The organism is Paenibacillus eucommiae (assembly GCF_017874215.1).
GTDB lineage: Bacteria > Bacillota > Bacilli > Paenibacillales > NBRC-103111 > Paenibacillus_AI > Paenibacillus_AI eucommiae.
Genome location: NZ_JAGGLB010000055.1, coordinates 1 through 13,262, shown reverse-complemented (window position 1 = coordinate 13,262; position 13,262 = coordinate 1). Strand labels below are relative to the sequence as shown.

The following is a 13,262-nucleotide window of genomic DNA, read 5'->3' as shown; positions in this document are numbered from 1 at the left end:
AGAGCTGATTCCGTCAAAAGGTAATTAAGACCGAAAGAATTGCGGAGAAAGTTCAGCTAACGGGACACGTTAGTTGAACAATACAAGGAGCAGTTGCCGCGGCAGTTGCTCCTTGTTTTTATTACGCTAACGGGCAGGATAACGCAAATACCCTTTAAAAGTTGAATTTTGTTATACAGAAAGTTTCCCTAGAATCTGAATGGAATTTTTAGGTAAAATATGCTCAAAGGAGTGATGTATTAATGTTAAACAAGGTGATTATCATTTAAGTCCACGAAGGACTTTTCATTATTGGGTTTCTTCTGTGGTAATTTCAGTGTGAGAAGTCGTTGCAAAAATTTTGACTGGAGGAGATTTTATAAATTATAAAGAGGTTGTTAAAATCAGTGATGCATATTTACTTCCATTAGTATCAGAGTTGTATGGATTAGAAGGCTATGAAATCAAGCTGATTCCAGCACATGACGGAGGGCGGAATGTCGTTTATACCTGTGAGAAAGAAGGCGAAGACGCAAAAATACTCAGAATCTCTTTCTTACCTGACAGGAGCCGGGAAGATTTTCTGGCCGAAGTTGAGTATATCAGGTATTTATTTGAGCATGCCGGAAGTGTCTCGGATGTAGTCAGCTCCCGGAAGGGGAATCTGCTGGAAGAGATAACTCATAATAATCACACCATTTTTGTCTGCCTGTTTAAAAAGGCCAAGGGCAAAATGCTTGTAGAAAATAATTATCGGTACCGTGAAGGCGCACCGATTTCCGAATATTATTATAATTGCGGTAAAGTCCTGGGGAAACTGCATCAAATATCGAAAGGATATACACCTGTCCATCGCCGGTATAGCTTTTTTGATAAATACAATTCCGAATATATCGATAAACTGATCCCCGACTCCTTATCCCTGCTTAAGGAAAAGCTGGTAGAGCTCCTTCATACTTTAAAAGGATTGGACAAGGATCAGGAGACTTTCGGTATGATCCATTTTGATTTCAATGATGGGAATTATTCGATAGATTTTGATACCGGGCAAATAACTGTATATGATTTCGATAATTCATGTTTCGGTTGGTATATGTATGACCTGGCAGATCTCTGGACAAACGCCGTGGGCTGGATACAATTTGAACCAGACGCCGGCAAACGCAAAAAGTTCATGGACGATTATTTTGAGACAGTCCTCGCAGGATACAGATCCGAGACCAAGATTGAAGATTCGATGTTGGATAAGCTGCCTTTATTTTTTAAAGTAACCCTCATGGAAGGTATTGTAGATACATTCGAGGTAATGCGGAACAACGGCGAAGATCCAGAGTGTGACGAGGGGTTGTCGTATCGCATAAAATGTCTGGAAGACAATATCCCGTATAGGGGATTTTTCCATGAAATTTACTCGTGTGAAAAACCCTTTGAGTATGAGAAACGAAATATTTAGTCTTTTTGTAGCATCTTTTGACTGATCTAACGGGGCACGAGGATTTGAAAGGCGGCCTTATTAATGAGAAAAGACAACACTCGGATATTTTTCTATGGCTTTGTTGTTGGTACCGTTCTACTGCTAATGCCTATACCGAGTTTCTTTTTTTGGAGTGGTGTTATAGATCATGTTGAAAGTATATTCCGATATTTAGGTTTTATTTTTTTTCAGCATGCGGTATTACCATAATAGTACGTGTTGTCAGAACCTTTTTCGAATAATTATAATGGATCAGATATTATTCTAACCAATCGCTACGCTAACGGGACACGATAGCTGAATAAACACCTAGGACGAGGCTGCCGACATGAACGGCAGCCTCGTTAAGCTAACGGGCAGATTAATTCAACAAATCCCATGATAAAATCGGTTTATAAACTTTTGCTACAGAAAATAAAATGGGGCATGAAATGAAATTACTTAATTGGAATTTTGACGATGAAGTTGAAGGTTTTTCGGACGAGTGGAACCGGATAGAGAGCACCTTAACTTTTGAAGACGGCAGCAAACGATGGAGCATTTTATATACACCTGAAAGATTGCATAATAACCTCTCACGTCCAAACATTGACCCTCCAGGATTACATATTCCACATATGATCGTCGTTAGGAGTTATGAGATTGATGAAATTGAGAAAGTCCTCCGTTACCTTGAAAATGAGGGTGACCTTCTCTCAGCTACAAAAGAGTATTGAGTTAAGGTAACGGGCAGTTTAACGCAAAACAGGAGGTTGTTGTAACTTAGCAGCCGTTCTGTAAGGGTAATTGAAATAGTTTAAAATTGTGTTGAGGACAGACAGACGTAATATAGTAAGAGGGAAACAAAATTTCCTAAAACAAAGGTAGGCAGGAGAACGTGTCGAACATGGACAAGGAGAACCAGGCTCTGGAGAAAGCGAAGATGGTGTATGAAAGAGGCGAGATCATAAGAACCGATATCCTGGAGTGCCTGGATGCCGAGCGACGGTCGCTGGGCGTGCCGTCTGCCAGCGGTGACGTGGTCGTGGATCGCTCCACGGACGGATCGGAGTGCCGGATCGTGTTCGCCAGCCTACCGCCGGAGGAAACCGATAACCTGATCCGCCGGGAGCTGGATGCCGCCGTCTCCGGCGGCTATAGCCTGGAGTGGAAGTACTACGGTCACGATACGCCACTCGACCTGCCCGAGCGGCTCGTCGCCGCCGGGTTCGAGGCCGAGGATGAGGAGGAAGTGTTGGTCCTGCCATTGGACGAGGCATCGCTGGCTGCCTTCGGTGACGGCGGCGAACACGAGATCAGGATCGTCCGAGATGAGCGCGACCTGGTGGACTACGCCGAGGTGTCCCGAGAGATTGGCAGGCACAACGTGGAGGAGGAGCGGCGCGCGCTGGCCCTTAAGTTGAAGGAGAATCCGGACGAGATGAGCATCCACATTGCCTACGTTGACGGCGAGCCCGTCGCCTGTGGGCGGGTCTACTTCCGGCCCGGAGGGCCTTACGCCGAACTAGCCGGGGGTCGCACCAAGACCACACACCGGAGACGGGGACTGTTCACCGCGCTGGTCGCCTCGCGGTTGCAGGAAGCCCGTGATCGCGGCCGGACGCACGCCTTCGTCGACGCGCTGCCGAGCTCCGCGCCGATCCTGCGCAAGCAGGGCTTCCAGTTCGTGACTCGGACGCAGCCGTTCGTGTTGGAGCAACCGCGGTGAGCGCCGACGCTGATTGGGCAGAAAAGAGCAAGATGAAGATAACAAACACATCTTTTTTAGATGGATATAACCACGCAACATCTATGTTGGTTGAATTAATAAAGTAGGACTTATTTGAAAAAAAATATGATGCGAATTGGAAACGCTAAAAATGAACCTTTTGAACTGTTTAATTGTTACATAGATAAACAACTGAAAGGGGGGCTTATTCTGACAGCAGAAGAGTTTTTTTATACCTTTAAACTGGATGTGGAAAGGACATGTTTTTACATGTTACAACATCGGCAAGATGCAGAGGACATGTGTCAAGAAGTTTTCGTAAAAGCTATTCAATCTGGGTTTAAATCGATCGAAAATAAGAAACCTTGGTTGCTTAGCATTACGATGAATATGTGTCGAAATCACTTAAAAAGAAAAAATAGAGAGGTTCTACTGAATCGTTTGAAACAGATATTTGTCACTATAAGCGTAGAAAACACGTATGAAGGCAAGGAAATGCAAACTGAGTTACAAATTAAACTGCAACAACTTCCAGAGAGAATTCGCTCGGTTCTAGTATTAAAGTACCTCCATCAAATGAAAAACGAAGAAGTGGCACAAATATTACACATTCCTGTACGTAAAATCAAGATGTAATAAAGGATTAAAGCAAATGCGGAAATTAATCCAATCGCAGGATTTTCTTCAAATTGAATTAAAAGGTGGTTTTCCTCATGTCTAAAAATATAGAACGCCAACTTGAAACTCAATTTCAAAATGATTTTGTAGAATCACCCTATTCTTCGATTATGTGGGAAAATATAGAGAAGAAAATTAATTTTAAAACTTCTAAGCTTTCAAGAAAAAAATTTTTTTTAAGCCTGGGAATACTGGCTCTATTCTCTATTGCGGGAACTGTATATGCTATTGATATTCTTCAACCAGTTAAATTCCCAGCAATTGAATATGAAACTAGAACGACCCCAGATACTAAAAATAACAGTAATATCTCCTCACCTACCAGAACACCAGTTAACGAACAGATCATCTCACCAATTATTCCGGATTATTCGAGTATTAAAGAAAGAATGCTAAACGCAGTCGATAACTACAATACAATTCAGGGTTCGTTTCGCGAGGTATTTACCCCTATTAACGTTGATCAAACTATTGAATTTTATATTTCAGAGGGAAATAGTCCGGGTAGTTATGTGAAAGTAACAGATAACTTAACTGAACAAACTGTCGAGGAAACTTCATCAGATGGGAAATCATTACTTACGCTTTATAACAAGAAGCAGAAATTTAGAAAATCCGATACAACCAAAACGATAACAGACAAAATCAAGAGTCCAAGGGTAGTAAAAGCTGAAACTGGAGAAACGGCATATATTTATAGAACGGACCCGGCTTTTTCAAATCAAGCAACAGAAGTAAGCCTACCTCAAGCTTATGCTTTTTGGTTGAACGATGAAACTAAAAACTATAAAGTTACAGGTGAAGATATCTTGCATGACCGTAAAGTGACTATAATTGAGGGAACACATGATGTTAATCTAGCCAAAAAGCATAATGCCACACAATTTAAAATGTGGGTCGATTCTGAAACAGGTGTTTTGTTAAAAATGATTGAATCAAATACTAGAGGAGAGATCACTAATAGTATTGAAGTATCTTCGATTACTTTTAATCAAAAAATAGATCGTTCAAAATTTTCAACAGTACCCCCAAAAGATTATACTGATATTCATTCTCGGTAGACGCATTGAAATAACGTGACACGTTAGTTTAACGATAGTTGTTATTTACCAGTTTCATCCTAATGAGTATGTTATCATAGGGGCAAAGAAATCAGCAGCACATGACGAATCGATTTCGGCTGCCCAAATCGTTGACGAAGGCCTAATCGACAAAGAGACCTGGGAGTATTTGCAAAAAATCGCATTCTCGCTCTTTGCAAGGGGCACAGAGATCGCAGCTAGGAACGGATTAATCCTTGTAGATACCAAATATGAATTCGGTATTGATGACAAAGGAGAGATTCTTCTCATCGACGAGATTCATACACCCAATTCTTCCCGCTATTGGATGAAAGAGACATACGAATCGAGGTTAGCCGAGGGCAAGGAACCTGAGAATATCGACAAAGAATTCCTGCGACTTTGGTTCAGGGAGCATTGCGACCCTTATAAAGATAAAATCCTGCCGTCCGCACCTGATGACCTTGTCATCGAACTGTCGCATCGCTATATCCGTCTCTTCGAAATGATCACCGGCAAGGAATTTTCCGTCGACGGTACGCATTCTGTAAAAGATCGGCTTAAAAAGAATTTAAATGCTTATCTTATCTAAGCGACATTAACCAGACAGGGCGTAATTCGAAATTTCAGTGCACCAACTTGCAGACAGTTTGAATACGCTCATGGTTGCCGCAGTTGCGAAAGGAGAACGAAACAATGAAAAAATACATACTCTTTGATCATGATGGTGTTCTGGTTGATACTGAATTCTGGTATTTCAAAGCGGGAGAACGGGCTCTGGCTGACATTGGATTTACCTTGGATAAAGATCAATACCTCCGCGACATGACCCAGTCATTAGGCACTTGGTCTCAAGCTAGGGCGGCAGGTATTGATGAACAAACCATCAGCAAGCAACGTGAGGTCCGCAACGTCTATTATCAGGAATATCTAAGAACAGAAGCCATAGAGATTGAAGGCGTAGTTGAAACGCTAGCCGAACTGTCAAAGTACGTCCGCATGGCCATCGTGACGACTGCAAAACGTGCGGATTTTCAACTTATTCATGAAAAGCGCCAGATTACACAATTCATGGATTTCATCCTTGTTCGCGAAGACTACGAGCGCACCAAGCCGCACCCGGAACCATACTTGAACGGCCTAAAGCGCTTCGGAGCTAACAAAGAAGAGACTCTAGTTGTCGAGGATTCAAACAGAGGGTTGAACTCAGCCGTGGCGGCAGGTATCGACTGTGCTATTGTCCACAACGACTTCACAAAAACACATGATTTCTCACAGGCCAGCTATCGAATCAAGACTCTGATTGAACTAAAGGACATTTGTCGGGTGACAAAAACATAGTCCGATTAATATCCGCCTAAATGATGGCTTTTTTAATTTATCGGATCATATTCTTGTCATTTCTCCATGTCAAGAATATGATCCGATTGCCGACATATACCAAGATTATAGACCGATTGCCGACAAAGGAACAAGCAATGAATCTCATAAGGAGGATACCGCGAATTGTCCCCGATATCCGGTGTAGAGGAGTGATTAGTCTTTTGCTTAAGAAACAAGGCCCGCCTGCACAACTTAACTGCCATGGAGTTACAATACATGGCTACTTTTCTAACAATAAATATAGTAATACACTCATAAAATAAAACATTATCTTTAAAATTCTATAAAAAGGAGAATACCGTGAATGAAAAAGTCTTTATATTTGTCTAACCTCGTCATTAGAAGCGCAGTTGACGACGACGTCGACACGCTGAGCGATGTCTTTCGCCGTGCGTCGCTGACATTCAAGGGCGACCGTGATCTCATCGCCACTCATCCTGAGTGGCTCGTGTGGGACGACGAGATGTTGCCATTCGCGCGTGTCGCTGTTGTTGACGGGCGGGTCGTCGGCTTTGCGTCAGCACGTCCTGTCGACGACTTCCTCGAACTCGAGGATCTGTTCACTGATCCTGACTGGATGCGCCAAGGCGTCGCGAGTGCCCTGATCGAAGACATTGCGCGGCGCAGTGTGCGTATAGAGGTGACCGCCAACTCACACGCTATAGGGTTTTACGAATCCGTCGGCTTCGTCGCCAGTGGCTTCGCCAACACTCAGGGTGGGCCGGCGCCGCGGATGTACCTCAATGTCACGCGTGCTCTACCTTGAAATTATTAGAGATATAGAAACTTAGTCAAATCAGATATCAAAAAGCACTTATATAAGCACCCCCTCATTACGCTAACGGGACACGAGAGCACAACATCCAAGACAACGAGGCTGCCGAGAAAACGATCGGCAGCCTCGTTACGCTAACGGGCAGTTATGCGTGGTGGTGCCACACTTTGATTAACAATCTTGGTTCAATTTTAACATTAAATTTGTTATGCTTTTCCTCATGAAAGGGTGATAAGGAATGGTACGAACTAAGTTTAAGTTATGGTTAGAAGACAAAAAGGATGAACTGAAAGAGTATTTTATTTCTATGGAGATACATTGAGAAGTTACCTGAAGATCCCGATTTCAATGAAATATTAAATGAATATTTTGACGTCTTACAAACGGGATTAAAACCATAAAGTGTGGGTTCAACTAATGGAGACAAAGAGTGAGGAGAATTTATGTATGATTATATAAGTATCCATTCTGAGATGTATTTTACAAAAATTGAATCGAAGTTACTGGAACATTACATAACCTCTAACTTAGGATTCGTAAAGGTTAGTCACCTGAAATTTATTAAAGAAATCAATGGGCAATTTGTTAAAGCTACAGGAATTGCCGCTAACCCTAATGGGAGCTACGCCTTTAACACCCTTGATGGTATTGAAGAAATAAATCTGATTGAAATTGATGTTCCCAGCTACATAGATGAAATCATAGAACAAGCATTATCTGGAATTGCAAGCGCAATTGCTAAAGAGTTTTCATGGATAATTGATGACGACCATGGATTAAGCTAACGGGTACGATAGATCAATAAAAGACAAAGTAACAGCAGCCGTTTATTCAGCTGCCGTTTTTTAACGAACGGGCAGGATACTGACATTATTTCATGAATTATTTATATTTAGATTTTAATTTTGCACGGGAGGGATTTTATTGAATATAGAAATCATACCTCTTGATGAATCTCATATTCCTAAAGTCAAAAATTTGATAGCAGGCTACTTAAATTCTTCTTCCAATGGAGTGGACGAATCAGATCCATCACCAGAGCATCTAGAACAATGTGAACAGATCTTAAATAGGTTTATTAATGACGGCTCATCTAATTGTTATTTAGCTAAGCAGGATCATGAATATATTGGGTTCATTATCCTTTCCTGGAGCTTCTCAATCAGCAAAGGCTACCCAGTATTGCGTATAGAGGCTTTATATTCATCATCGAAGCATAGAAAGAAGGGTGTTGGCAGGAAACTAATGGAGCATGCCATTGATTTAGCTATTTCTAATAAAGCAACACGATTACAGCTCGAAACAGATGATGATAATGCCCCTGCTCGTACTTTGTACAAGCAACTTGGATTTAAATTAATACAAGGTAAGGGTGTATATATGTCATTTTTATAGAGGTTGTGGTTTTGAACTAATGAGACACGATAGCTTAATAAATAATTAAAACGCGGCTGCCGGCATTATCGGAAGCCACGTTGCGCTAACGGGCAGGATAGTTCAATGGACCTGGACCTTGATTGTGGTAAAATAAAGAAAAAAGCAGATCATTGAAGTAAACGGGCAAACTTGCCTAACAGATAATCAACTTAATAAAATACTTGATGGGACAAAGGAGGAATATGTCATGATAAGGGGTCTTTATGAAGCACACTTACCAGTAAGTGATTTGTCGCGGTCTATAGAGTTTTATCAAAATATAGGACTGGAGATGGCGCACAAATCAAAAGGGCTAGCCTTTTTCTGGATTGAGAAGGGGAAGAGTTGGCTGGGATTATGGGAATCCGAACATGTGAACGCTCCGAATCATCCTTCTCTACGCCATATTGCATTCCAAGTTGATTATCAAGATATGAAGAAAGCGAAATTATGGCTTAAAGAACGGGGAATTGATGTCCATGAGGCGTTCGGGTTCCAACCTATTTCTCCAATAGTTCTTGTAAATTTACCCCATTCACATGCAGTAATATACTTTCGAGACCCCGACGAGAACCAGCTTGAATTTATTTGCCCCTTGGAAATAGATACATGTTCACATACGCAGAACATGTATCTGGATGATTGGGAAAATCGACAATAACAATAGAGTTATCGTCGTCTCCCTAAACAAGGCGTTGTAGATATTACGCCAACGGACACCGCACGACAAGTTCTGCTATAAGCGCCATAAGCGTGAAAGGCAGGAAATTACAGAAAGTAATCTTAACTTTACAACCGAGGATGGGAATGACGGAACCATGTATCTCGAAACCATCCCGCCAATACTCCTGCATGCGTCATGGCTGACAGGTCATGAGGTGTGAAGAACAGGTAGATTCGGCAGAACGGAGGCTGGAGCCATTCCTTCGGAAAAGGTATGCCAACGGATATGCCGCGCGGCTGAAAAACTGGATATGGTGAGAATGTTCCCCAGAAGGAACTGACGAACAACCGAATGTACGGGTCTAAAGTTAGAACATAGGGAAAGCCTATGGACCATCAAGCGATGGGGTGAGTGGCGTAAAGTAAAAATGTGTCCTCTGAAATACGCTATGCCGAACGATGGCGGCATCCAACTCACAGGCTCACAGGGAGCACCTAAGTCCAGAACGTGATAGCTAGGATGTAAGGTACTTGGAAAACAAGGGACGCTGCAACAAGGGCTGTCACCCGAAGCGGTTGCTATAAGGCAATAGCCGAAATGCATTCATCCTTGTGAGGGCAGGGGCACGACTGATGAATCTTCCATAATGGGAGTGGAGGAACAGCCCCAAGTCTAACGGAAAAGAAACGGTTGTTTTCCAAACGTGAATTGCACCGGTCGGGTAGGAACGTGGGAACAACACTTCTTTAAAGCAGTGTTGCCACAGTGCAAGCTTAACGATATTGGGATCATAAAACATCCCCTATCCTTAAGTAACATGGAACTTATGATCTAGTACGTTCCGTTAGAGGGAGCGCCGGATGATGGGAAACTGGCACGTCCGGTGTGGAGCAGGGGAAAAGCCTGAGATCGCATCAAACGCTTACCTATTGCTGACGATAGCATGGCGATAGAGCAAATAAATCCATCGTTACGATGACAGAAGGAATGATGTCGATGGCTAATAGAGCACAAGTCTGGTCTTATTGTGATGAAGATATCACACAATTCGTTGAAAAACTGTTAGAACAGTTGAAAACTATTCTGGGAAATCAGTTGATAGGTATCTATCTCCACGGTTCATTAGCTATGGGCTGTTACTATCGTCCCAAAAGTGACATAGATCTGATTGTGGTAGTTAACGGCAAATTAGCAGCCGATTTGGCAAAAATAGTTGGAGTCTCTATCGCCAACGAGGCGGTCAACAGGCCTACGACTGGTAATGTTGAACTTAGTGTTATCACGGCAGAGGTAGTAAGGCAAGTCCCCAATCCGACACCTTTTGAAGTTCATTACAGCTCGGGATGGCATGAGAAGATACTCAAAGATGAAATAGATTATAGTAAAGAGAGAACAGACGTTGACCTACCCTCACATTTAACCTATGTAACGCAACGTGGCATTTGTTTATATGGTAAACCCATATCAGATATATTTGGCAAAGTAAATTGGCAGTATTTAATAGATTCTGTCATGGACGATTTTAATTGGATACTCCAAGATGAGCATATTCTAGAGACGCCCTTTTATAGTGTATTGAACATTTGCCGTGTATTTCAACTGCATAGAGAAGATGATCAGAAAGTACACAGTAAAGATGAAGGCGGTGAATGGGGAATCAAACATTTACCACAGGAGTATCATCAATTGATTCAACGAGCACTTGATGTTTATCGTTCTTCGGATGCAGTAAATGAGGAGCAAAGAAGAACGGGTGGAAAGGAATGGGACAAAACTAGCCTTCTCTCCTTCAGAAACTATGCCCGTATGAAATTCAAAGACATCTTACAAGGGAATTGAGCTATCAGAGAACAATAGTTAACTAAAGGGAATTAACGGGGTTGCCACGAATATGTACAGCAGCCTTTGTTGAAGTAACTGGCAGATTACTCAAAGGGGTCTACTAACATGAAAATAAGCAATAAGAGTGCTGAACATTATATTTGGGGTGATAAATGTGATGGATGGCATTTAATAAAAAATCAGGAAATTTGAGTATAATTCATGAAAAAATGCCAGCAAACACCGCAGAAGTAAGGCACTTTCATGAAAAATCACGACAATTTTTCTTTGTCTTATCTGGGACTGCAACGATTGAGATTGATGGTAAAGAGGTTATCTTAAATCCACAAGAAGGAGCAGAGGTTCCTCCTTTAGTCCCTCATCAAATGTTCAATAAGTCTAACAATGAAATTGAATTTTTGGTCGTATCTCAACCTACAAGTAAGGGTGATAGGATGTTGATCGATTAGAACTTTACGCTAACGGGAAACGATAGCTCAACATTAAAGAACGGGCTGCAGCGGCGGCCTTCGTTACGCTAACGGGCAGGATAGTTCCAATATGTGGTATTATTAAGGTTGTACAAAAGAGCACATTTTTTTAAAGAAAGAACCATACCAGGTCTGGTTCTTTCTTTGTTATAAAACCCTTCTCGCAAACAAATATTTCGTTTTCCAGTATGGTTTGTTCATATCGGTTAAGAAGAAATTAGACGTTGGCAAACAATGGACAATCTTCCCTTTGCCTGCATAAATGGCGACATGCCCTATGCTGCCTTTGGCAGCGTTACGTTCCGGTATATGATAAAAGACTAAATCGCCAAGGCGTAGGTCAGCAAAGCTGACCGCAACGCCTTGTTTAGCTTGGTCTTGCGAGGTACGCGGCAGGCTAACGCCAACTTTCGCAAATACCATTTGCGTAAACTGAGAGCAGTCGATTTCAAGAGAAGGCGGATTACGCCTAAACTGCATACCAACGAAGCTCTTCGCGTATTTCAGCATTTTCTTTTCGCGGCTTGACATACGCGCAGCCCTCCTCTCCACATACTAGTTTATGTTTGAACATAGCGAAGATGAAATTTAGCTGGAAAATCCACAATAACCTAGGATTACACCTCTCACTTTCTATTCGCGTTCGCATAAATTAGTTTATTGGAAGGAGATGATTTCTTTTGAAGGAGAAAAGACGCCGCCAAGGCGTGCCAAAAGCGCATGTATCCGCAACGTATAAGAAAATAACGTTGACGGTTCCAGAGGCTCCTGTGTCCGAAGCAATGCCAGCTGCAATGACGTTTTACGTGGATACTAGGTTTACGACTGCACAAGTTAATCGTATTCGTACTTTGATTGCTGGCGCATTAGGCTTTTGGCGGGAGCATTATCAACAGTTAGATGAACAAGGCTCTTCTAGATATCAATCATGTTGTAAAAAATATGCTAGATTTAATTTAGCCCCCGTTTGGTTTGAAGAGAAGCTTGCAAACGGCAGTGCAGCAGCATCTGTACAGATGGATGGCTTTACGGCACAGATTGCGGCGAACGGTTTCGGTCGAGCCGCCAAAGCGTATATTATGTACAAGAAATCAAACAGTTTAACGGTCGTTAAAGGCGTTAATGCCTCCGATCCAGAAACCAACTCATTAACCGTCACATTTAATCCGATTGCACTTGACAACACTGGAGTTGGTAATGCTACTTATATGGGTTCTCTTGCTCATGCCTGGCTACGCCGCGAAGGCTACCGTCATCCGGCAGGCAAATTTACGAGCTATTTCGCTGGCGAAGCCAGCATGTGTGTGATGCGAGGAAATAGGGATAAAGTTCCAGGACAGAAAGATAGCACGTTTACAAAATATTTAGATTAACAAACTCAACTTTCGCAGCATGAAATCGGCAAACAAGCCTTGATGTAGCTGGGCAGACTGGCAATCCAATGCTGGAGTTGACGCTGAATCAGTGCCGAGAGGCGCTTTCCTGCCTTCGTGGCGATTTCGCCAAAGAGATCGAGCAACTGCTGCAAGGCGACGGCCCAATCTAGCGTGCCGACTTCGTCGCGCAACACATAGAACGGACCGGTGGCCTATGACGCGCGGTCTTTATGGGCAATTATGGTAAGTACTTAAACCGCGAAGAATGTACCTGTTTCGGTAAATCCTTAAGCTAACGGAAACGTTAGTTGAACGATACAAGGAGCAGTTTGCCGCGGCAATTGCTCCTTGTTTTTATTAAGCTAACGGGCAGTAGAGTGTGGTGGAAGCGACAACGATATGGAAATATGGATAAGGTTACCAGTGCGTGGTATTA

The 13,262-nt window shown here is 42.5% G+C and carries 14 protein-coding genes and 2 pseudogenes; 14 read left to right on the top strand and 2 right to left on the bottom strand.

Annotation, left to right across the window (positions count from 1 at the left end):
- The first annotated feature begins 340 nt into the window (after positions 1-340).
- The 13 genes and pseudogenes from J2Z66_RS40245 (at position 341) to J2Z66_RS40185 (ending at position 11,429) form a co-directional block, all read left to right on the top strand.
- Positions 341-1,432, top strand: coding sequence for a phosphotransferase enzyme family protein (locus J2Z66_RS40245; protein WP_245376207.1), 1,092 nt, complete (start codon positions 341-343; stop codon positions 1,430-1,432).
- 452 nt (positions 1,433-1,884) lie between these two features.
- The gene (locus J2Z66_RS40240) at positions 1,885-2,169 is read left to right on the top strand and encodes a hypothetical protein (protein ID WP_209979400.1); all 285 of its coding nucleotides are present in this window, start codon (positions 1,885-1,887) and stop codon (positions 2,167-2,169) included.
- A 170-nt stretch (positions 2,170-2,339) separates the two neighbouring features.
- A complete protein-coding gene (locus J2Z66_RS40235; protein WP_209979398.1) occupies positions 2,340-3,161 on the top strand; it encodes a GNAT family N-acetyltransferase in 822 nt (273 codons plus the stop codon).
- A gap of 114 nt (positions 3,162-3,275) precedes the next feature.
- Complete coding sequence (locus J2Z66_RS40230; RefSeq protein ID WP_209979396.1) at positions 3,276-3,797, top strand: RNA polymerase sigma factor; 522 nt, start codon at positions 3,276-3,278, stop codon at positions 3,795-3,797.
- A 77-nt stretch (positions 3,798-3,874) separates the two neighbouring features.
- Complete coding sequence (locus J2Z66_RS40225; RefSeq protein WP_209979394.1) at positions 3,875-4,900, top strand: LolA family protein; 1,026 nt, start codon at positions 3,875-3,877, stop codon at positions 4,898-4,900.
- A gap of 34 nt (positions 4,901-4,934) precedes the next feature.
- Entirely contained in the window at positions 4,935-5,492 is a 558-nt protein-coding gene (locus J2Z66_RS40220) for a phosphoribosylaminoimidazolesuccinocarboxamide synthase (RefSeq protein ID WP_209979456.1), read from the top strand.
- 104 nt (positions 5,493-5,596) lie between these two features.
- Complete coding sequence (locus tag J2Z66_RS40215; RefSeq protein ID WP_209979392.1) at positions 5,597-6,241, top strand: HAD family hydrolase; 645 nt, start codon at positions 5,597-5,599, stop codon at positions 6,239-6,241.
- A 346-nt stretch (positions 6,242-6,587) separates the two neighbouring features.
- Positions 6,588-7,049 (top strand): GNAT family N-acetyltransferase, encoded by a 462-nt coding sequence (locus J2Z66_RS40210; protein ID WP_209979390.1) that lies wholly within the window; start codon positions 6,588-6,590, stop codon positions 7,047-7,049.
- Between the two features lie 452 nt (positions 7,050-7,501).
- Positions 7,502-7,843, top strand: a complete 342-nt coding sequence (locus J2Z66_RS40205) for a hypothetical protein (protein ID WP_209979387.1) — start codon at positions 7,502-7,504, stop codon at positions 7,841-7,843.
- 139 nt (positions 7,844-7,982) lie between these two features.
- Entirely contained in the window at positions 7,983-8,453 is a 471-nt protein-coding gene (locus J2Z66_RS40200; protein ID WP_209979385.1) for a GNAT family N-acetyltransferase, read from the top strand.
- Positions 8,454-8,682: 229 nt separating this feature from the next.
- Positions 8,683-9,135, top strand: coding sequence for a VOC family protein (locus J2Z66_RS40195; protein WP_209979384.1), 453 nt, complete (start codon positions 8,683-8,685; stop codon positions 9,133-9,135).
- 999 nt (positions 9,136-10,134) lie between these two features.
- Positions 10,135-10,977 (top strand): nucleotidyltransferase domain-containing protein, encoded by an 843-nt coding sequence (locus tag J2Z66_RS40190; protein WP_209979382.1) that lies wholly within the window; start codon positions 10,135-10,137, stop codon positions 10,975-10,977.
- Between the two features lie 108 nt (positions 10,978-11,085).
- A pseudogene (locus tag J2Z66_RS40185) lies at positions 11,086-11,429 on the top strand (cupin domain-containing protein).
- A gap of 168 nt (positions 11,430-11,597) precedes the next feature.
- Here J2Z66_RS40185 and J2Z66_RS40180 read toward each other — a convergent pair.
- On the bottom strand, positions 11,598-11,981 hold the full coding sequence (locus J2Z66_RS40180; protein WP_209979380.1) for a C40 family peptidase: 384 nt from the start codon (positions 11,979-11,981) through the stop codon (positions 11,598-11,600).
- A gap of 149 nt (positions 11,982-12,130) precedes the next feature.
- Between J2Z66_RS40180 and J2Z66_RS40175 the strand changes: the two genes are divergently transcribed.
- Entirely contained in the window at positions 12,131-12,823 is a 693-nt protein-coding gene (locus J2Z66_RS40175) for a hypothetical protein (protein ID WP_245376206.1), read from the top strand.
- Positions 12,824-12,828: 5 nt separating this feature from the next.
- Here J2Z66_RS40175 and J2Z66_RS44325 read toward each other — a convergent pair.
- Positions 12,829-13,032, bottom strand: a pseudogene (locus tag J2Z66_RS44325) (IS4 family transposase); the annotation flags it as partial.
- Positions 13,033-13,262 lie beyond the last annotated feature (230 nt).